Annotated in this window: 20 protein-coding genes; 14 read left to right on the top strand and 6 right to left on the bottom strand. The window is 67.0% G+C overall.

The genetic code is table 11. The features are described 5' to 3' along the window. Positions 1-55: 55 nt before the first annotated feature. On the bottom strand, positions 56-1,525 hold the full coding sequence (locus tag E3O32_RS17740; protein ID WP_277612768.1) for a helix-turn-helix domain-containing protein: 1,470 nt from the start codon (positions 1,523-1,525) through the stop codon (positions 56-58). 151 nt (positions 1,526-1,676) lie between these two features. On the opposite strand from E3O32_RS17740, the gene E3O32_RS04555 reads away from it, so the two are divergent. Continuing rightward, positions 1,677-2,360, top strand: coding sequence for a hypothetical protein (locus E3O32_RS04555; RefSeq protein WP_134507340.1), 684 nt, complete (start codon positions 1,677-1,679; stop codon positions 2,358-2,360). 250 nt (positions 2,361-2,610) lie between these two features. On the opposite strand, the gene E3O32_RS04550 is transcribed toward E3O32_RS04555, so the two are convergent. Together E3O32_RS04550 and E3O32_RS04545 are read right to left on the bottom strand one after the other, a co-directional pair. After that, complete coding sequence (locus E3O32_RS04550; RefSeq protein WP_134507339.1) at positions 2,611-3,489, bottom strand: DUF808 domain-containing protein; 879 nt, start codon at positions 3,487-3,489, stop codon at positions 2,611-2,613. 119 nt (positions 3,490-3,608) lie between these two features. Continuing rightward, on the bottom strand, positions 3,609-4,523 hold the full coding sequence (locus E3O32_RS04545; RefSeq protein WP_134507338.1) for a methyltransferase family protein: 915 nt from the start codon (positions 4,521-4,523) through the stop codon (positions 3,609-3,611). Positions 4,524-4,716: 193 nt separating this feature from the next. Here E3O32_RS04545 and E3O32_RS04540 point away from each other — a divergent pair, with 193 nt between their 5' ends. From E3O32_RS04540 to E3O32_RS04520, 5 genes are all read left to right on the top strand, one after another. Then, positions 4,717-5,433, top strand: coding sequence for a hypothetical protein (locus E3O32_RS04540; RefSeq protein ID WP_134507337.1), 717 nt, complete (start codon positions 4,717-4,719; stop codon positions 5,431-5,433). 113 nt (positions 5,434-5,546) lie between these two features. Beyond that, positions 5,547-5,894, top strand: a complete 348-nt coding sequence (locus tag E3O32_RS04535; RefSeq protein WP_134507336.1) for a hypothetical protein — start codon at positions 5,547-5,549, stop codon at positions 5,892-5,894. Positions 5,895-6,077: 183 nt separating this feature from the next. Next, complete coding sequence (locus E3O32_RS04530; RefSeq protein WP_134507335.1) at positions 6,078-6,377, top strand: DUF7882 family protein; 300 nt, start codon at positions 6,078-6,080, stop codon at positions 6,375-6,377. Positions 6,378-6,501: 124 nt separating this feature from the next. Next, positions 6,502-7,071, top strand: a complete 570-nt coding sequence (locus E3O32_RS04525) for a PadR family transcriptional regulator (RefSeq protein ID WP_134507334.1) — start codon at positions 6,502-6,504, stop codon at positions 7,069-7,071. A gap of 37 nt (positions 7,072-7,108) precedes the next feature. Next, entirely contained in the window at positions 7,109-8,818 is a 1,710-nt protein-coding gene (locus E3O32_RS04520) for an ABC1 kinase family protein (RefSeq protein WP_134507333.1), read from the top strand. A gap of 231 nt (positions 8,819-9,049) precedes the next feature. Here E3O32_RS04520 and E3O32_RS04515 read toward each other — a convergent pair whose 3' ends face one another. After that, on the bottom strand, positions 9,050-12,022 hold the full coding sequence (locus tag E3O32_RS04515) for a beta strand repeat-containing protein (protein ID WP_134507332.1): 2,973 nt from the start codon (positions 12,020-12,022) through the stop codon (positions 9,050-9,052). A gap of 91 nt (positions 12,023-12,113) precedes the next feature. Continuing rightward, complete coding sequence (locus E3O32_RS04510; protein WP_134507331.1) at positions 12,114-12,623, bottom strand: hypothetical protein; 510 nt, start codon at positions 12,621-12,623, stop codon at positions 12,114-12,116. A gap of 235 nt (positions 12,624-12,858) precedes the next feature. Here E3O32_RS04510 and E3O32_RS04505 point away from each other — a divergent pair, with 235 nt between their 5' ends. From E3O32_RS04505 to E3O32_RS04485, 4 genes are all read left to right on the top strand, one after another. Beyond that, positions 12,859-13,095 carry a hypothetical protein gene (locus E3O32_RS04505; protein ID WP_134507330.1) on the top strand — a complete coding sequence of 79 codons (237 nt, stop codon included), beginning with the start codon at positions 12,859-12,861 and terminating at the stop codon, positions 13,093-13,095. 140 nt (positions 13,096-13,235) lie between these two features. Next, complete coding sequence (locus E3O32_RS04500; protein WP_134507329.1) at positions 13,236-13,535, top strand: type II secretion system F family protein; 300 nt, start codon at positions 13,236-13,238, stop codon at positions 13,533-13,535. A gap of 343 nt (positions 13,536-13,878) precedes the next feature. After that, positions 13,879-14,304, top strand: a complete 426-nt coding sequence (locus tag E3O32_RS04490; protein WP_241974566.1) for an SRPBCC family protein — start codon at positions 13,879-13,881, stop codon at positions 14,302-14,304. A 51-nt stretch (positions 14,305-14,355) separates the two neighbouring features. Continuing rightward, positions 14,356-16,257: an APC family permease gene (locus tag E3O32_RS04485; protein ID WP_241974577.1), complete on the top strand. Its 1,902-nt coding sequence runs from the start codon at positions 14,356-14,358 to the stop codon at positions 16,255-16,257. A gap of 91 nt (positions 16,258-16,348) precedes the next feature. Here E3O32_RS04485 and E3O32_RS04480 read toward each other — a convergent pair whose 3' ends face one another. Beyond that, a complete protein-coding gene (locus tag E3O32_RS04480; RefSeq protein WP_134507327.1) occupies positions 16,349-16,972 on the bottom strand; it encodes a LysE family transporter in 624 nt (207 codons plus the stop codon). A 107-nt stretch (positions 16,973-17,079) separates the two neighbouring features. Between E3O32_RS04480 and E3O32_RS04475 the strand changes: the two genes are divergently transcribed. The 4 genes from E3O32_RS04475 to E3O32_RS04460 are packed head-to-tail and all read left to right on the top strand — an operon-like array spanning position 17,080 to position 20,473. Further along, positions 17,080-18,375 carry an MFS transporter gene (locus E3O32_RS04475; RefSeq protein ID WP_134507326.1) on the top strand — a complete coding sequence of 432 codons (1,296 nt, stop codon included), beginning with the start codon at positions 17,080-17,082 and terminating at the stop codon, positions 18,373-18,375. A gap of 41 nt (positions 18,376-18,416) precedes the next feature. Beyond that, positions 18,417-19,121, top strand: a complete 705-nt coding sequence (locus tag E3O32_RS04470) for a histidine phosphatase family protein (RefSeq protein ID WP_134507325.1) — start codon at positions 18,417-18,419, stop codon at positions 19,119-19,121. 9 nt (positions 19,122-19,130) lie between these two features. Continuing rightward, complete coding sequence (locus E3O32_RS04465) at positions 19,131-19,679, top strand: DUF3090 domain-containing protein (protein WP_134507324.1); 549 nt, start codon at positions 19,131-19,133, stop codon at positions 19,677-19,679. After that, on the top strand, positions 19,679-20,473 hold the full coding sequence (locus tag E3O32_RS04460; RefSeq protein ID WP_134507323.1) for an SCO1664 family protein: 795 nt from the start codon (positions 19,679-19,681) through the stop codon (positions 20,471-20,473). The genes E3O32_RS04465 and E3O32_RS04460 overlap by 1 nt, the downstream gene beginning before the upstream one ends. Positions 20,474-20,552: the final 79 nt, after the last annotated feature.

The following is a 20,552-nucleotide window of genomic DNA, read 5'->3' as shown; positions in this document are numbered from 1 at the left end:
GACGCCTGCGGAGGGTGAGTAGTGCCACCGGGAATCACCGGGTTGATCCGGCCAGTCAGGCGGGGTGCTGCCGCGATACCCATGCGGCGACGGCAGCGCGATTCGGCAGACCCAGGCGTTGCAGGATGTTGCTGACATGGTTCTCGACGGTTCGTTCCGACAGGAACAGCCGATGCGCCACTTCGCGATTGGTCATCCCCGCTCCGACCAGCTCAGCGACCTCCGCCTCGCGCGGCGACAGCGGCGACAGCGGCGAACGCGGAGACGTGGGCGGACCGAGTCGCGCAATCGCCTCTCGCGCCCGGCGCGAGAATGCGGGCGCGTGCATGTCCTGGCTGCTCGAGAGCGCCGCCTCGTAGTGCGTCCGCGCACTCGCGGAACGTCCCAGGAATGCCGCGAGATCGCCGAGGTAGAGAGCGACCGCGCCCCCGTAAGGGGTCATGACGGTCGGCATCACGTGCAGGTGTCCGTGCGGGCTGAGCATTTCGTACAGGTGGGCGGCGGCGGGCCGATCGTGTGCGACGATGCTGAGCTCGGCGTGAGTGGTCGCCGCGAGCAGCCACTCCATTGCGGTGAGCGGCACCTCATCGACGTGCGGCGCGAGCGCACGCCAGATCTCGAGAGCGTCGTCGATGCTCCCCAGTGCGATCAGGAGGCCGGCCCGCCAGCCCTGCGCCAGGAACGGGGCATCCGCGAGCGCGTGGCGCACTTCCTCCTCGATGCCCGGGAGTCCTTCGCCTGTTCGGCGGGCGAGAGCAGAACGCAATATCAGGTCGATGAACCACACCTCTTCCACGCCCGCATCCGCCCCGAGACGCGCGGCCTCCGCGGTGAGCGGGGGGACGTCGTCGATGTAGTCGTCCAGTAACGCCAACGCCGAGCGGATGGTCGCGACCCGCCAATGCCATTGCGGGCTGTCCAGCCGGCGGATGACGCCGACCAGCTCAATGAAGTCCGCGTTCAGCTCGATTCGTCGGCCGTAAAGAGCGAGGGCATCCAGCCGCCACAACATCCCCCATGCGGTGTCGTCGTCCCGGTGCGCCGCGCGCGCCGTGTCACGCAGCCGGGTCGCGATCTCGAGACGCTCCGCAAGCCGCTCGGGAGCCATGGCCGCGGCGTGCGCGGCGCGCAACTCGAGGATCAGGGAGTCTGCCTGCTCGTCGGTCAGGGGCACCGCGGTCACCGCGGGAGTCTCTGTCCAACCGCCCGACAGCCCGGCAAGGTAACTCTCCAGACGCCGGCGCCGAGCGGATTCCCCGGGGTCCAGCATCCCGAGCGCCTCGAGACACACGGCCTGGCGCGCGGTGGTCATGTGGTGCGACCCGAGCTGGGGGCCCGGGATCAGCGTGGCCGCGTCAATGACGAGACCCGCATCGCCGAGCTCCCGTCCGATTCCGGCCGCGATCAGGCAGGCGTCCCACCCTCGTTCAACGGAACCGCGTGCGAGTTCGTCGCGCGCCCGGGCGAGCGCAGCCAGAGCGTCGGAGCGCGAAGCTCCGCCATCGGCATTGTTGTCGCTACTCATGGTGTCCTCGAGAAAATGAGTGATTCCACGGATGCCGCCTGATGATGGCGAGCCTACCCTGAGAGTCATTCGGAGGAGTCACTTGACGATGGAGGTGAGCCGAATGCGAGTTCGAGAGCTTGAACTATCTGGTGGAGAGTCTCGTTCGTCGATGAAAGGCCGCAACGTCGGCGCGACCGTGGCCTTCGGCGCCCTGTGCGGGCTAGCTTGGGCCGCGTCCTTCCGCGCGGTGATGAGCGAGTTCGCGGGATCTGGGTCGAGCGTCGCCTGGCTCGAAACGTTCGCCGCCATTCTGCTTCCAGGGGTGATCGTCGGCGGCCTGCTGGGGTGGGCGCACACGATTCGGTTGAGCGGAGGACGCCGCCGGTGGCGGTGGCTCGGTGCCGCGCCCGCGGCGTTCGCCATCGCCCCGATGCTCCTCCCCGACGCCATCCTGGCGCTTCTCACGCAGGGCCTGGGCGGGGGAGCCATAGCGGTCGCGCTGCTCGCCATCGGCGGAGGGTTCGCCATCTCGGGGCGAGGCCGCCTCACGGCGCGCATCGTCTGCGGCGTACTGAGCGCCCTGCTGATCCTCGGCGTGACGCTCACGACGTTCGACATCGCCGGACCACGTCTCGCGATGACCGAGGCGCGCGGCGTCTGGGTCGCACTGCTCGCGTTCTCGCTGCTCACCGTGTTGGCGATTGCGTCGTCGATCCCGTTCCGGCCAGTGGTGGAGGCTCACCCCGACGAGGTCAGGGATGCGGAATCCGAACAACGGAACACGCCTACCCGTTCAGGACCTGGCCCCACCGTCCCGCCGCCATCCGCGATGAAGTCGATGCCCGTGGAGTAGGTTGCGTCGGCGACCAGGTACAGAATCACCTTCGCCGCTCCCTCCGGCTCGCCTATCCGCGGGATTGGCTGTGTCGCGTACATCTCCGAACCCTCCAGTCCGGCCGTCATCGCTGTGCGGGAACCGAGACCACACGGATGTTGTCTGCGCCGAGATCAAGGGCCGCCGCCTTGGTGAGTCCGCGCACTGATGCCGCCGATCGACTCGGCCATCGCCCGGCTGGCGTCAACAGTGGCGTGACTGGTGAGGGCTAGCGGTCTCGTGTCCGACGGGCGAGCGTCAGCGGGAGAACAGCCGCGACAATGATCAGGCCAAGCGTCAGCCCGAACACGGCCGACAGCGCGGTGTCGGTGATCCAGACGACGACCGGGCCGGCAGCCTCGACGGCGCGCGTCATGGCGTGCAGCATGTCGGCGGGGCCGTGCCAGAACGTGTCGGCGAGGTTGGTGATCACCAAATGGCCGCCCACCCACAACATGGCGACCGTGCCGACGATCCCGATCACCCGGAACACGGCGGGCATCGATCGAACGATGCGCGCGCCGGCGCGTCGCACCCGTCTGGCCGAGTTCTCCATCAGCGCCAGCCCGATGTCGTCGATCTTGACGAGCAGCGCCACCGTGCCGTAGACGAGCACCGTCATCCCAAGGCCGATCACGACAAGCGCGCCGAGCGTCATCCAGATCCCGAAATCGGGATCGAGACTGGCCAGCGCGATGAGCATGATCTCGGTGCTGAGGATGAGGTCGGTGCGGATCGCGCCGAAGACGAGCTTGCGCTCATCCCGCAGCTCAGTGTCGGCGGTGTCGTGATGCGCGCCGAACCATTCGGTGACCTTTTCCGCTCCCTCGAAGCACAGGTAGCTGCCGCCGAGGATGAGCAGAAACGGCAACACCCACGGAGCGAACGCGGACAGGAGCAAGGCGAGCGGGATGATGATGACGAACTTGTTAAACAGACTGCCCAGTGTGATTCGCCAGACCACGTGCAGTTCGCGCGCCGGCGTGAGCCCCTGAACGTACTGCGGGGTGACGGCCGCGTCGTCGATGACGACGCCGGCGGTCTTCGCGCTCGCCTTGAGGGCGGCGGTCAGGATGTCATCGACTACGGCGAGCAAGCCGACCGACATGTAGTTCTCCTCGGATTGGGGGCGTCGCCCTGGAGCAGGGCACCGGAAATGGTGTCCACATTATCGCGCGGCGGGAATGGGAGGCTTCTGTGCCCGGCAATGCGCGCGCTAGTGCCTCGTCATCGATGAATCAAGGGGAACGAAGCCGGTGCTCGCGGAATCCAGCACCGCACCGTTTCGCGGTACTGACGAAACACCTCGCCGAACCGTTGCTCGAGGTCGGATTCCTCCAGTGGCCTGATGACGTAGTTCCAGAGCAGGGAACCAGCGATCGCATAGCCGATCACGACCCACGACGACAGCATGACGCCGACCGCGGCCCCTTGCACTATGCCGGAGAGCGCCATCGGGTTGCGAACCCAGCGGTAGGGGCCGGCGATGACCAGGTTGTTGGGCATCGCCGACGGCAACGGTGTGCCGCTTCCGAGGGTCGACATGACGAATGCCGACGAGAGGCCCAGGATGCTGGCGGCCAGGAGAACGACGCCACCAACGGGCCCAGCGAAGGCCGGAAACGGCAGCGCGATGGCCCAGCGTTGCTCGACCGCCGCAACGATGAGCGGAATCACGACCAGGAACAGACCCCAGAACACGACGATCTGCCTGAACGTCGAAGCCACGTTCGTCGCAGCGGTGGCGCGAATCGCGGCGGGGCGGAAGGCGAACGGACCCCGGATTATCCAGGCGGTTGGGACGCGGCCGAGCATCACCAGGCACAGCGCCACGACGCATCCGAGGGTGGCCGGAGCCATCGTGACAGCGCCCCAGCCTGCCTCGGTGGTGACCGTGGCGTACACGGCGAGTGCGATGGCGACGACGCCCGTCCAGCCGGTGCAGACAACCGCGGCGCCCCTCACGCCGAACGCCGCAACGAACGAGGCCACGACGAACAGCGGAATGTCGAACACCGCGATCGCAACCGGGTCGAGGCCGCCAAGCGTCACGTCGCGCACGACGGGAGACGCGAACACGGCGGCCCACCACAGTGCACCGGCAACCGCCTGCACGGCGAAATATGTTCGGCCCCAACGCATGTGCTCACCCTAACCGTGGAAGTACACGTCGGATGGTCGGCGTGGGTCCGAGCCCCGATCCCGACGGGTATCGGCCGGAACGGCGGATTGGCCCGGTTTCGAGCACCGTAGTGCGTGCCATGCGGGATGATGGCTACGGGCGTTCCGCGTTCGGAGCGTTCCATCACGCACACCATCGTTGAAAGGCTCACGCATGAGCGAGCAACCGAGCATCCGAGTCCGACGCCTGGGCACAGGTCACCGGGCAGCGTTCGTCACGTTGTTCGCTGAGAACCCGCAGGCTGAAATCGACGACGCGCCCGAGATCTACTTCGACGACACCATCGAACTCCAAATGGAGTCCATGGCCCTCGCCCTGGTCGCCGAGACCCAGGACGGCCGGGTCGTCGGCGCTGTCGTCACCGAGCCCGACAGCTACGTCGACGAGAATCAGCTCGACCAGGACTCCACCGACGACGACATCGACGATGCCATCGTCAGCGACCACGGCACCGCCGTCATCGAACTGTTGATCACCGGGGGATCCGCGGAGGTGTGCCGGGAACTTCTCAACACTCTTGCGCCGGCCCTCACCACCCGCGGTTTCGCCCAGGTGCACGCCAGCGTCCCGCCGGATCTCGCCGAAGTGTTCCGCGGTCAAGGCTGGGTCGTCCTGCCCGAAGACACGGGCATCGCGTGGATGGGCATGGACGCCTCCGACGAGCAGGTGCGCGACTATGAATCGATCCCGCGCAGCTCGCTGTCCGCGTACCTCATCATCGACCCCAACGTGTACATGGCGTGGCCGTATGACGCCCCCGACGACCCTGAAGACGACGAGTCGCGGCAGGAGAACATCGCCAGGGGCATGGACGAGTTCGCGGCCCGGGTGGCGGCCGACGCATCCTCAAACGGCCTCTCCGGGAACTGACCTCTGCCACCGAGCATCACCTTTGCGTGATGGGTCAGCTGACGGGGCACTCCCTCTCGGGGCCGTGCGCAAGGGCCTAGGCCACTGGCTTGCACGGGGCCATGGTGGGGTGTATGAAACGGATCTCGTATGGTGGGGCGTCATTCCTGACCCCCGACGACGTCGCGGACGCTCTCCTGGAACTAGTCACAGTGCTGGGAATCAGTCACACCAACGAGACCCTGGACCTCCCCGCCGTGGGTGACGACGGAGACACCCTGATCGTGACCATGGTCGTGGGCCCGATGAGCGCGCTGATGAGTGTCCCCGAGTTCTCCCCGTGGACGGGGCCCGACACGACTCTGGTGATCGCCGTGCTCAACGCCCGCATCCACGCGCTCACGGCGCCGAAGTCGTATCCAATTGAGGAAACTATCGCGACCACCGACGTCGACTGGCACGACGTCGACTTCACCGAATGACCTGCCTGAGCAGGCAGGACGGTTCCCGCCTCACCGTGGTTCCCGCGCGACGTTCTCTCCTACTCGATTGGTGACAAGCTCAGTGCCGATGCGTACCTTCCCGACAACCGGGCCGCCCCACACCGACCGACACAATCCGGGGTGCCCAGAACCATGTCTGTCGCGCCCGGGCGAGGTGCTGGCATGGGAAAACTGACCTACAACGCGTCGCTGACGGTCAATCTCGAGGACCGGCTCCTCGCCCACCTCGAAGCAGCCATCGCCGCCAAACTCCAACACGGCGAAGGCTGCTACTTCAGCTGGACCGACAGCCCCCCAAGCGGAATCGGCCGCACCACCATCTGGTTGCACCCCAACATCTCCCTCTCCTACAAATATGCCGGTAGCCGCAGGCCACCCCTCAATTCCGACTGGGTCTACGCCCTGCTCCTCTCCGCCAACTCACCAGCCGGCCTGGAAATTGTGCTCGAACCCCACCCCTAGCAACGACGGCCTGGGCGGCACGGTTTGGCGGAATATGGAATCGGGTCTCGCCATCGAACCCCCGGACGATATATCGTTAGGTATCGCCGAGCCGTGGTGGCTAGGGCGCACTGAGGAGGACATCATGAGCAATTCATTCATGGGCGAGGGGTTCGGGGGCCGCCGGGGCCACGGTGCTGAGGGCTGGCCGGGTGCCGCGGTGTGGGACGCGATGGAGCAGCTGCGCGGACAGTTCGACCGCAAGGCCGGCACGAGGATGGGACGAGGCGACGTGCGCGCGGCGGTGCTCGCGCTGCTCGCCGAGAAGCCGATGCACGGTTACCAGATCATCCACGAGATCGAGGAACGCAGCGGGGGTGCCTGGAAGCCGAGTCCCGGCTCGGTGTATCCGACACTTCAGCTGCTGGCGGACGAGGGCATCATCGGCGCCGAGGAGTCCAACGGCCGCAAGACCTACTCGCTCACCGACGAGGGGCGACGGCTGGCCGAGGCCGCACCGGACCAGCCTGCGCCGTGGGAGGCACAGGGTGCCCGGGACACCGGTCGGGCGACCGCGCTGCCCAAGGCCGGCATCGACCTGGCCCAGGCGGCCGCACAGGTCGGGCGCTCCGGCAACCCCGAGCAGGTGAAGCAGGCTGTCGCCGTACTGGACGAGGCACGTCGTAAGCTCTATTCCATCCTCGCCCAGGACTGACCGAGTGCCCACAGCACGTCGGCATCAAGGAGAACAGATGACCGACGTCGGGAATATGCGCGCCCGCTCCCGCAGGATCCTGCGGTTCGCCGCCCGCTACCTGGTGCAGACCTGGTGGTACGAACTCGTTCTCCCTCGGTTCGGACTCGCGCGCGTCGCCGCCCGAAACCGGTCGGCGCGCCTGCAGCGCATCGCCCAGAACTTCCACGTGCTCGCGGTCGACCTGGGCGGCCTGATGATCAAGGTCGGCCAGTTCATGTCATCGCGCCTCGACGTGCTGCCGCCGGAGATCACCAGGGAGCTCGAGGGGCTGCAGGATGAGGTTCCGCCGGTGCCGTTCCCGGCCATCCGCGCTCTCGCCGAAGCCGAACTGGGGGTGACGCTCGAGCGTGCGTTCTCGTTCATTGACCCGACACCGCTGGCCGCGGCATCCCTCGGCCAGGTGCACCGCGCCCGGCTCTCGGAAACGGATGCCGCCGACACCGGCCTGCTCGACGTCGTCGTCAAGATCCAGCGGCCCGGCATCAGCACGATCGTCGACGTCGACCTCAGCGCGCTGCGCCGGGTCGCCCGCTGGCTCAGCCACGTGCGCCTGGTCTCGGATCGCGTCGACATGCCCGCCCTCGTCGAGGAGTTCGCGTTCACGAGCCTCGAGGAGATCGACTACCTGCACGAGGCGGCGAGCGCCGAACGGTTCGGCCAGGACTTCAGCGACGACGCCCGGGTCAGCGTCCCCGAACTGGTGTGGGAGCGCACGACCCGGCGGGTGCTGACCCTGCAGGATGTGACCGCGATCAAGATCAACGATGTCGACGGGCTGCGGGCCGCCGGCATCGACCCGTCCGAGGTCGCCGACGACTTCGCGGCCGTCATGTTCGACCAGCTCTTCGTGAACGGCTACTTCCACGCCGACCCGCACCCCGGCAACATCTTCGTCACCCCGCTCGGCGGCGCAAGCGGGCCCGGAGCGGAGGGCAGCCGGAGCTGGAAGTTCACCTTCATCGACTTCGGGATGATGGGCGAAGTGCCCGACGCCCTGCGCCAGGGGCTTCGCAAGCTGTTTATCGCCGCAGCGTCACGCAACGGCAAGGGTATGGTCGACGGCATCCGCGAGGTAGGGGTGCTGCTGCCGTCCGCCGACACCGCGGAGCTCGAGCGGGCGATGACGAAGCTGTTCGCCCGTTTCGGCGGGATGGGTTTCGCCGAGTTGCAGGATGTCGACCCGCGCGAGTTCCGCGCCTTCGCCCTCGAGTTCGGTGACGTGGTGCGCTCGCTGCCGTTCCAGCTTCCGGAGAACTTCCTCCTCATCGTGCGCGCGATGTCGCTGACCTCGGGCATGTGCAGTTCGCTCGACCCCGCCTTCAACATCTGGAACTCCGTCGAGCCCTATTCGGCCCAGTTGATCCGGGCCGAGGGCGGGAACCTGGTTCAGGCGGCCGCCAGGCAAGCCGTGTCGGTTGCCGGCATCATCGCCAGGCTGCCGCAGCGGCTCGACAACCTCACGACCCGGATCGAAGAGGGCACGGTCTCGGTGCAGACCCCGCGGCTCGAGCGGCGCCTGGGCGCTCTCGAGCGGACCGGACGGCAGATCGTCTCGGCGGTCTTGTTCGCCGCCCTGCTGATCGGGGGCATCGTGCTTCGGGCGGAGGATGTCGTGATCGGAACGGTGCTCGTGGCCGTTTCTGCGCTCCCGCTGTTGCACGCCCTCTTCGCCGGGATTCTGGCGCGGCGCGGCCCGCTGCCCTAGGCGCCCCAGCGCTACGAGCAGCCCGACTATCGCCCCGCGGTCGAAAGTTGTTTCCCCGGAGCTGTGCGGAAGATGCCGAGATCCCGGATACGCACCAACTGAGGGCATGAGGTCGGTTGCGTCGGTCGCCCGCCTGGGCCTCTCTCCGAGCTCACACCTGAGGTCGTTTACCGCGCTGCATTGTGAGCCTGTTCGGTATCGCGATAAACCAAGCGATGCGGACCAACGCAGTCAGTTGACCTGGATGTCGAACGTCGAGAAGACGCCCCCCGCCGTTGCCCTCAGCTTGTAAGGCGTAATGCCCTTCTTGTCGATCTTGCAACCGTTGAAGGCGGCGACGCTGGACACGGTCGGCGCTGTCAGGCTGGAGCAAGTCAGTACTGCGGATGAGTTGCCGCCGCTGGCGATATCCAGGGTTACGGAGGTCGCGACGGCATTCCCGCCCGCGTCCTGCACTGTGACCGACGTGGAGAATGCCGTGTTGGCGGCATAAGGGGCGGGTGTCGGAGTGGTGAAGGTGAGTGTCGCGGCGGCGCCAACCGAGATGGTCACGCTGGTGCTCGTCGCAGAGGTCAGGGTTCCCGAGATCGCCGTCAGGGTGTAGCTGCCGGTCTTGTCAATCCTGCAGGCGGCGAAGGCGGCGATGCCGGACGTGGCCGCGAGCGGATTCGCGGAGTTGCAGGTGAGCGTGGCGCCGGCGGGTGTGGTGATGCTGAGGGTTACGGGGGCGGTGCTTGTGGTGACGGTGTTTCCGGATGCGTCCTGGATGCTGACCACAGGCTGGGTGGGGAAGGCGATGCCGCCGGTGCTGGCGGAGGGTTGTGTGGTGAAGGACAGTTTTGTGGCGGTGCCAGGCGTGATGGTGACGGTGCTGCTTGTGCCGTTGGTCAGGCTGGGCGACGTTGCCGTGAGTGTGTAGGTTCCGGTTTTGTCGATCTGGCAGCCGGTGAAGGTGGCGACGCCTGATACGGCCGCCAGGGCGTTCGGGGTACACGCCAGCGTGGCGCCGGCGGGGGCGGTGAGGCTGAGGGTGACGGTGGCGGTGCTGCCGGTGATGGTGTTTCCGCCGAGGTCCTGCACGGCGACGCTCGGCTGGCTGCCGGTGGCGAACACGGTTTGGCTAATGGCGGAGAAGTTGGCAGTGGGCTGCAGGAAGCCGAGTTTCGCGGCGGAGCCGACTGAAATCGTCAGGCTGCTGCTTGTGGCGGAGGTCAAGGTTCCAGAGTTTGCAGTCAGGGTGTAACTGCCGGCCTTGTCGATCTTGCAGCCGGCGAACGTCGCGACACCGGATGCGGCTGCCAGCGGGTTCGCGGAGGTGCACGTGAGAGCGGCGCCGGCGGGTGTGGTGAGGCTGAGGGTGACAGGGGCGATGCTGGTGGCGACGGTGTTTCCGAACGTGTCCAGCACGGTGACCGATGGCTGGGTGCCGAACGCGATGCCGCCGGTGCTGGCGGAAGGCTGCGCCGAGAAGGCCAGCCTCGCGGCGGCGCCGGCCGAGATGGTGATGCCGATACTTGTGGCGGCGGTGAGGCCCGACGAGGCGGCCGTGAGCGTGTAGCCACCTGCCTTGTCGATCTTGCAGCCGGCGAAGGTGGCGACGCCCGATGCGGCCGCGAGCGAGGTCGTCGGGGTGCAGGTGAGCGTGGCGCCGGCCGGTGTGGTGATGCTGAGGGTTATGGGGGCGGCGCTGGTGGTGACGGTGTTTCCGAACGCATCCTGCACGGTGGCTGAGGGCTGGGAGCGGAACGCGCTGCCGCTGGTCCCGGTGGCGGACGGCTGCGTGGTGAAGGCCAGCTTCGTGGCGGTGCCGGGTGTGATGGCGATGGTGCTGCTCGTCGCGGTGGTGAGGCCGGACGACGTTGCCGTGAGCGTATAGGTGTTGGTCTTGTCGATCTGGCAGCCGGTGAAAGTGGCGATCCCGGCGGATGCCGCCAGGGAGTTCGACGCGCACGTCAGCACAGCCGGGCCGGGAGTGGTGAGAGTGAGGGCAACGGCGGCGGAGCTGCCGGTGATGGTGTTTCCGCCCGCGTCCTGCACAGTGACGGTCGTGGCGAACGCAGAGCCGGCGCCGCTGGTGCTGGGCGGCTGAGTGGTGAAGGACAGTTTCGCAACCGTGCCCACCGAGATGGTCAGGCTGGTGCTGGTGGCGGAGGCCAGGGTTCCGGAGCTTGCCGTCAGCGTGTAGGTGCCCGCCTTGTCGATCTTGCAGCCGGCGAAGGTGGCGACACCGGCTGTGGCCGGGAGCGGGTTCGCGGAGGTGCAGGTGAGTGTGGCGCCGGCGGGAGTGGTGATGTTGAGGGTGACGGGAGTGGTGCTGGTGGTGACGGTGTTTCCGGCCGAATCCTGCACGGTGAGGACGGGCTGGGTGCTGAACGCGACCCCGCCGGTGCTGGCGGTGGGCTGCGTAGTGAAGGCCAGCTTCGTGGCGGCGCCGAACGTGACGGTGATGCTGGCGCTCGTGGCCGCGGTGAGGCCTGGAGAGGTTGCCGTGAGCGTGTACGTGCCGGCCTTGTCGATTCGGCAGCCGCTGAAGGTGGCGATGCCGGATGTCGCCGGGAGCGGGTTCTGTGCGCATGTCAGGGTGACGCCGACGGGGGAGCCCAAAATGGCCAGGGTGACGGTGTTCGAGCTGGCCGTCACGGTCTGTCCGCCGGCGTCCCGGACGACGACTTTGGGCTGCGAGGTGAAGGCGGTGCCGCTCGCAGCGCCGGACGGTTCGGTTTGGAAGGCCAGGCTGGTGGCGTTCGAAACTGTGACGCTGCTGCTCTTCGTGCTCGTGGCGGTCCAGCTCTTGTAGACGGCGGTGACGGTGTACGTGTACGTACCCGTCAGCACGCCCGAGTCGTCGCAGGAAACGGTAGTCAAGGTCGACGTCAGGCTGGTGCCGCAGGCCGCCACCGCCGTCGAACCGGTGCTGGTCGCGGTGCGCGTGGCGAAGTAGCCGGTCGGGACGAGCGCGCCGACGGATGCCGTCCAGCTGAGATTCACGGTGCCCGAGCTTGTCGCGGGAACGACCAGGTTCGTGGGCGGCTGCAGAGTGCCGAGCGTGGCCGAGCTGGAGCCCCCACCTGGTGCGGTGTAGTAAGCCGAGGCGACTCCGGTGACGGACACCAGGAGCGCGATGAAGGTGAGCACGGTGGTCAGGGAGAACAGCGAGAGACGCGTGGTGCCGGGCGTGGTGCGGTGGGGACGGAGGGAAATCACGTCAACCTCTCAAAGCAGTCGGGCACGCCGGGAACCGGGGAACTGCACGAGTGGGCGGGCTCGGAGGTGAGCACGCCCACTCGTTGGTGCGCTAGTTGGAGCTGAGGGTCAGGGTGACGATGGCGTCCTTGCAGAGGTCCTGGTTGAGGGCCGTGTCGGCGAACGCGAGGGTACCGGTGGGCTGGATGGCAACGGGGACGGCTGCCTGGTTCTTCGGAGTGCCCGGCACTCGGATGTCGACAACGACGGGGGAAATCGAGAAGTCAGCCGGGAGACAACCAGAGGGAGATGTGCTGACCACCGAGGTGATCGTGTTGAGGTTGAGGGTCGACGTGCCCGGGTTGGTGACGGTGAACGTCACCGGCGTGGAGGCACCGGGGGTGAGCCCGGGGGCGAAGCTCGCGGTCAGCACGAGCGTGCCATTGCCCGGGGCGTTCTTCGCCGACCCGGTACCGGCGCCGGTCGTCGAGTAGAACGCGTACGCTCCGCCTGCGCCGGCCAGGAGCAGGCCGGCCGCGACGATCGCAATGGCCCTCTTGCCTCGGAACCTCTTGTGCGGCATGTCGCCGGTGACTGCCGTGAGCGTGGTGTTCTTGGTCATGGGTTGTCCTTCGTCTCGATTTCGGGTCTCGATCGTCCCCCTTTGGGAGGACATGTCAGGAACCGTAAGACGTTCCACGGCGATCCGTAAGGCCTCGCCGTCCCCCAGTGCAGGGGTGTTCTGGCCACGCAGTCGCAACCGGGTTTCGACCTCGGTTCGCAGACAAGTTCCGCGACCGGGGGATCACCTTGTCAACGAGCGTCTTCCAGGCTGACCTGACCACCCGAGGCCGGCGATGAACGCCGCGATCCTCTATGAAGGCATCGCCGCCGGACGTCCGGCTGGGTGGAGTCTCGAGAAGATCCTGATCGGCAAACCCCTCATCGCCGCGGCCGGCGCGCTCCTTGCTGTTCTCTGGATCAGCGGGGACCCTGGCCCGCTGCGTATCGCATTGGGCATCTGTCTTGTGCTCCTCCGTTTCTTCGTCCCCGATCTACTCATCTACAGCTGGGGCAGGAACGGCAGGAACTGACCCAGAATGCTCTCGCCGACACCCTCGACCAGATGACGATCGCCGTGGAGGCCGGCCTCGGCATCGAAGCGGCCAGGGCGCAATCGGCCACGAACGGTAAGGGCCCTCTCGCCGAGGAGGTCATCCGAACCCTGTAGGACATGAGCGTTGGACAGGCCCGGAAAGATGCCTACCAGGCGTTCAGCGAACCCATGTCCTCACCGGACCTCGGACGGTTCCCTCGCTCCGTCATCCGAGCCGACACCTGCGGCATCGCGATCGCCGACGTCCCGCGCGTTCAGGCCGCTGAAATGCGTATGCGTCGACGCCAGCGCGCCGAAGAACAAGCGATGGAGGTGCCAGTGAAGGTCGTCTTCCCGCTGGTCTTCTGTATCCTGCCGGTGCTCTTCATCGTTCTGCTGACCCCCGCCGTGATCAGCATCGCCAAAGCATTCTCATAACCCGCGGTCCTGTCGGAGAAGTTGTGGTTGTCTGCGTCGCCGGGAAGATGGCATCCGTCACGAGCTGACTCGCGTGCTCGTTTTCTAACCGGCAGAACACCCGGGTTCGTTCATGGCGCGCGGATACCCTGCGTGCCGGACGCACCGATCTTCCGCGATCCGTGAATGAATGGGGAAGCCCCGCCATTCGACACGGTCAGGTGCTGCGCCATGATGTAGAGACATCGGAGCACTCAAGGAGACCCATGGCGCACGCCGAGAACGAAATCATGATCAGCCGCCCGGGCGCAGAGGTGTATGCCTTCCTGGCGGATGGCGTGAATAACCCGGCATGGCGCATGGCGTGAATAACCCGACATGGCGGTCCGGCGTGAGAAGTATCGCCCTGGCGAGCGGCAGGGGCGGTACGTCAGGCGCCGTCTACAGCCAGACCTTGATCGGCTCTGGCGGCCGGTCAATTCAGGGCGACTATGAGATCACAACTGCTCTACCGGGGAAAGAATTGGCCTTTCGGGTGATCACGGTCCCGGCGCGACCAACGGGAAGGTACCTTCTCACGGAACACGACGGTGGCACCACGGTTCGTTTCTTCCTCGATTTCCAAGCGAAGGGGCTCATGAAGATCATGGGGTCCATGATCACCAGGTCGATGCAGGCCGAAGTCGCTCAGCTTGGACAACTCAAATCGGTGCTGGAAGCAATGCCAATAAGGCAGCCATCGTCTCAGCCCCACGATTGGGCGCACACGGCATTGACCGACACGGCGTAATGTTTGCGGGTGACCAAATCTCGTGTCTTCTCCGACGGCGTCCGCACGTGGATGCTCAAGGGCCTCGTCAACCAGCGGGGCGAGCACGTGGGGCCGCATGCCGCCAGCATCGAAAAGACGCATTCCTGGTGGCGGGTGATGTGCCTGACCGGCGTCGACTACTTCTCGACTCTCGGCTATCAGCCCGCCATTGCGGCCCTCGCAGCCGGATTGCTGTCGCCGATCGCCACCATCGTGCTGGTCGTCCTGACTCTTCTGGGTGCCCTGCCGGTGTATCGAAGGGTTGCGCAGGAGAGCTTCAACGGGTCCGGTTCGATCCAGATGCTGGAACGCCTGCTGCCCTGGTGGGCCGGCAAGCTCTTCGTGCTCGTGCTGCTCGGGTTCGCCGCCACGGACTTCATGATCACGATCACCCTGTCGGCGGCGGATGCTACAGCCCACGCGATCGAGAACCCGTTCGCTCCCTCGTGGATGCAGGGCCAGGAGGTGCTGGTCACGCTGTTCCTGGTCGCGCTGCTCGGCATCGTCTTCCTCCGTGGTTTCAAGGAGGCCATCGGCATCGCCGTCGTGCTCGTGGCGGTTTACCTGCTCCTCAATCTTGTCGTGATCCTGGTCGCCATAGGACACGTCGCCGGGCACGCGACCCTGATCACGGACTGGTGGGCCGCCCTCACCGTGCAACACGGCAATCCGCTGGTCATGGTCGGGATCGCTCTGATCGTGTTCCCCAAGCTGGCGCTGGGCCTGTCCGGCTTCGAGACCGGGGTCGCCGTGATGCCGCAAGTGACCGGTGACCCGGGCGACACCGAAGAGGACCCGGCCGGCCGGATCCGCGGCACCAAGCGCCTGCTGACCACGGCGGCGCTCATCATGAGCGGTTTCCTCATCACTTCCAGCCTTGTGACGACCCTGCTGATCCCGCAGAAGGACTTCCAGCCCGGCGGACCGGCCAACGGCCGCGCCCTCGCCTATCTCGCACACGAGTACCTCGGCCCCGTCTTCGGATCCGCATACGACATCAGTACGATCTGCATCCTCTGGTTCGCCGGCGCGTCCGCAATGGCGGGCCTGCTCAACCTTGTTCCCCGTTACCTGCCGCGGTACGGGATGGCACCCCAATGGGCCCGGGCCGTCCGCCCGCTCGTGCTCGTCTTCATCGGCATCGCCTTCCTGCTCACTGTCGTCTTCCAGGCGAGCGTTGACGCCCAGGGCAGCGCCTACGCCACCGGCGTGCTCGTGCTGATGACGTCCGCCTCCATCGCGGTGACCCTCTCAGCCCGGCGAAAGAAGCAGCGCTGGCGCACGCTGGGGTTCGGCGTCACGGCGGTGATCCTGGTCTATACGACGGTCGCCAACGTCTTTGAACGCCCGGATGGCGTGCGGATCGCGGGCCTCTTCATTCTCGCCATCATGGCAACCTCGATCCTCTCCCGTATTCGGCGTTCCTTCGAACTTCGGGCAACCTCGGTCGTGCTGGATTCCAACGCACTGGACTACGTCATGTCGGATGCCGAGGAGTATGACGTGATTCGGATCATCTCGCACGAGCCCGATGAAGACACCGAGGCCGAGTACCGCAACAAGAGCCGTGACGAGCGTCGATTCGGGCACATCCCGCCGGGGTCGCCGATCATGTTCCTCGAAGTTCACCCCTCCGACTCGTCCGATTTCGAGGAGGATCTACTCGTGCGCGGAGTCGCCAAGCACGGGTACCGCGTGCTGCAGGTGACGAGCGGCAACGTGCCCAACACGATCGCCGCCGTGCTGCTCGAGATCCGCGACCAGACCGGCCTGATCCCGGAGATCTACTTCGAGTGGACCCAGGGGAACCCGATCTCCAACATGTTCAAGTTCTTCTTCACCGGACTCGGCGAGATCGCTCCCGTCACCCGTGAGGTGTTGCGCGAATCGGAACCCAACGCCAAGCGACGCCCGCACATCCACGTCAGCTGATCACCTGGGGTCGGCGTAGACGATACCTGCGGCAACCTGATCCAGCTCACCCGCCTCGTCCAGCTGCCGGCGCGGCGTGCGCCCTGAGCGCTCAGTGGATGAACGCGAGCAGCACGCCGACGCCGACGAAGAGCACGCCGAAGACGCGGTTGAGCACGCGCTGGCCGCGGGCGTCGCGGGTGAATCGCTGGAATGAGCGGGCCGTCCCGGCGAAGAAGAACCACATCACCAGAACGTCGATCGCCACGACGGTGGCCGCCACAATCAGGTACTGGGCCGGCAGCGGCCGGTCGACCCGGATGAACTGGGGCAGGAACGCCAGGAAGAACACGATCGCCTTGGGGTTGAGTATGTTCACCCACAGGCCGCGTTGGAACATCGACCAGCGCGGCTCGTCGCTCAGCGCCCTCGCCCGCTCGGAGTCGAGTTCCGGCTGGGCGAGAAACTGCCGGATGCCCAGATAGACGAGGTAGGCGGCGCCGGCGTAACGGATGATGTTGAAGGCGATCGGGGAGCTGGCCACGAGCAGACCGACACCGAGCGCCACGATCACGATGTGGATCAGCAGCGCGGCCTGCTGGCCGAGGATTCCCCAGATGGAGCGGCGAAATCCCGCGTTCAGGGCGTTGCTCATGGTGTTGATCGCGCCCGCGCCGGGCGTGAAACTGATCAACGTGCCCGCGCCGACAAGGGCCAACCACAGGGAGAACTGCATCGGACCATCCTAGGGTCGTTCCGCAGGGCGAGGATCCGGCCCAGCGGTGAGGCCCGAAACGACCACTCATGCCCTAGCCTGAATCCACCGAAGCGGAAGGGACCCGCATGACCCTGCCCGATCGTGCGGCCGATTCGGGTGCCGGTCTCCCCTCGAACGGATCCGGCGCCCCGGTGCAGCAGATCGCGCGCCCTGCCACGGGCCGGCTGACCAGGTGGCTCCTCGTGCAGGCGCTCGCCATCTACGGGGTCTACGGGGCGGTGGCGGCGGTGCTGATCCCGAACCAGTTGAGCATCATCGACCCGGCGAACAAAATCAACGATTTTGCGGTAATTGCGACGCTCTTCGCGGTGGTGACGACACTGTCGCAACCGCTGATCGGCGCGTTCTCCGATCGCACTCGATCCAGGTTCGGCCGTCGAGCGCTCTGGATGCTGCTGGGAGCGGGACTGGGCTCCGCGGCGCTACTGGCGTTGAGCGCATCGACCAGCGTGGTGGCGGTCGGCCTGTCCGCGGCGGTCTTGAGCCTGGGGATCAACTCGCTCATCTCCCCGCTCACGGCGACGCTGCCCGACCGGTACGCCGTTGCGCGGCGGGGCGGGGCATCCGCCATGATCGGTGCCGGGACCATGTTAGGGGCGACGATCGGTTCGGTGATCGCGGGGATGCTGGCGGCGCAGCTGGGCGTCGCGTACGTCGCGTTCGCCGTAATGCTGCTGGTGTTGACGCTGCTCTTCCTGATCCTCAACCGGGACTACTCGTCGACGGAGCTCAGCCTCGACCCCTTCTCCCTGCGCACCTTCATCACCCAGTTCTGGCTGAGTCCGAGGAAGCATCCGGAGTTCGGGTGGGTGTTCCTCGCGCGTTTCCTGTTCGTGCTCGGATTCTCCTCGGTGAGCACGTTCACCTATTTCCTGCTCACGAACTACGCGGGGCTGTCGCTCGCGCAGGCGAACGCGAACGTCGGGTTTGTCGGCCTCGCCGCCCTGCCGGGGATGGTGATCGCTGTGCTGCTGACCGGCTTCCTCTCCGACCGGCTCGGCCGGCGGAAGATCTTCATCTGGATCGGATCCGGAGTGATGATTGCCGGCCTGGTCGTTCCGATCGCACTGCCGACCCTGGTCGGGATCACCGTGATGTCGATGTTGACCGGTTTCGGCTACGGGATGTACCAGGCGTCCGACGTTGTGCTGATGACCCAGGTGCTGCCGCGGGCCGGGCAGACCGCGGGCAAAGACCTCGGCATCCTCAACATGGCGACCGGCATCCCGACGGCTCTCGCGCCCGCCCTGTCCGCGGCGCTGATCGGAACGGTCTTCGGCTTTCAGGGGCTGTTCGTCGTGGCAGGCGTCATCGTCTTTATCGGGGCGCTGGCGATCCTGCCGATCAGGAGCGTCCGCTGACCCGGGAGTCCGCTTCTCCGGCGGCTCTCTAGGCTGTACCCATGGCCACAGTCCTTCTCGTGCGGCACGGCCGCACCGCCGCGAACGCCGACGGCGTGCTGGCCGGGCGGGCCGAGGGAGTCCGTCTCGACCAGCTCGGCCGTGACCAGGCCGCCCTGACGGGTGCGCGACTGGCCGCGGTGCCGCTGGTCGCCGTGGTCTCCAGCCCACTGGAACGGTGCCGGCAGACGGCGCAACTGATCCTCGACCGCCAGGGTGGTTCCCTGGCGACGCCGATCGAGGAGGGCATCACCGAGTGCGACTACGGGCAGTGGCAGGGCCGAACCCTCCGTGACCTCGCCGCGGAGGAGCTCTGGTCGGTGGTGCAGACGCAGCCGTCGGCCGTCACCTTCCCCGGCGGCGAGTCGATGCCGGCGATGCAGGCCCGGTCGGTCGCCGCGATCCGGCGCCTCGACGCGGCCTTCGAAGCAGAGCACGGGCCCGGCGCCGTGTGGGTGGCGGTGAGCCACGGCGACATCATCAAGTCGGTCCTGGCCGACGCGCTCGGCATGCACCTTGACCTGTTCCAGCGCATCAACGTGGGCCCCGCATCCGTTTCGATCGTGCGCTACGGCGCCGGCCGGCCGAGCGTGCACGCGGTCAACACCGACGCCGGCGACCTCTCCTGGCTGGGCGCCGGAGCCCCGCCGGCCGACGCGCCGGTCGGTGGCGGGGCCGGTCAGGCGCCGCACGCATCCGGCGCCTAAAATACCCACATGCCCACAATCGTCCACGAGTTCGACTGGCCGGACCGGGTCGTCGTCGGCACCATCGGCCAGCCCGGGTCGCGCACGTTCTATCTTCAGGTGCGCGACGGAGCCCGCATCGTCAGCGTCGCGCTGGAGAAGCAGCAGTCCGCGCTGCTCGCCGAGAAGATCGACGAGATGCTCGACCAGCTGATGAGCCACACGGGCAACCCGTTCAGCATCCCCACCAGCACTCCCGTCGAACTCGTCGACAACGACCCGTTGGACGAGCCGGTCGCGGAGGAATTCCGCACCGGCTCGATGAGCCTGGCCTGGGACCCCTCGACCGTGCAGGTCGTGGTCGAGGCCTACCCGCTCGTGGAGGGCGAGGCCGACGAGTTCGACGAGGCCGCGCCGGAGCCGGAGGATGTGCTGCTGGTGCGGATGCCGGTCGGCACCGCCCGGGCGTTCGCGAAGCGCACCCGCGAAGTGGTGGGGGCAGGCCGCCCACTCTGCCCGTTCTGCGGCGAGCCCATCGACGAGGACGGGCACACCTGCGCCCTCCCCGGCAGTCCCTGATGCCGCCCGAGGCCGGCTCCGACGCGGATGCCGATACCGACCTCCGCGACGGCGAGCTCGAGCTCACGGGCCGGATCACGACGGCCTCGAACGCGACCTTCCTCGGCAGCATCGGCGGCGTCACGGTCGTCTACAAGCCCATCGCCGGCGAGCATCCGTTGTGGGATTTCCCCGACGGCGATCTCGCCGGCCGGGAGGCCGCGGCGTACCTGGTCTCGGAGGTCTTCGGCTGGAACGTGGTGCCCCGCACCTGGCTGCGCGACGGCCCGATGGGCCGGGGGATGGTGCAGCTCTGGCAGGAGTCCGACCCCGAACAGGATGCCGTCGACCTGGTCGGATCGGGAGCCGTGCCCGAGGCAGGCTGGCGCCCCGTGCTCGACGGGACGGACGAGCAGGGCAACCAGGTCACGCTCATCCACGAGGACTCGGCCGCGCTGCGACGGATGGCGGTGTTCGACATCGTCGTGAACAACGCCGATCGCAAGGGCGACCACATCCTCGCGATGCCGGGCGGCCACCGTCACGGCGTCGACCACGGACTCACCTTCCACGCCGACCACAAGCTGCGCACCGTGCTCTGGGGGTGGATAGGTGAGGCGCTCACCGCCGAGGAGCTGGCCGGGATCGACCGGGTCGTCTCCCAGCTGGCCGGCGGGCTCGGGGAGACCCTCGCCGGGTTGCTCAGCGACCCGGAGATCGCCGCCCTCGCCGCACGCTGCGACCGGTTGCGCGCCGAAGGGCGATTCCCCGCCCCGCACGGGCAGATGCCCGCGGTGCCCTGGCCGCTGTTCTGAGAGCGATTCTCTCGGCCTAGACTTTTGACCGGCCCCCAATTCTTCCTGGCCTGATTCCGATTTTCGGCGCGGTTGCGCG

Origin of the sequence: Cryobacterium mannosilyticum (assembly GCF_004402705.1) — a bacterium.
Lineage (GTDB): Bacteria > Actinomycetota > Actinomycetes > Actinomycetales > Microbacteriaceae > Cryobacterium > Cryobacterium mannosilyticum.
Note: the sequence above shows the minus strand (reverse complement) of the source record. Positions and strands in the feature narration are given on the sequence as shown.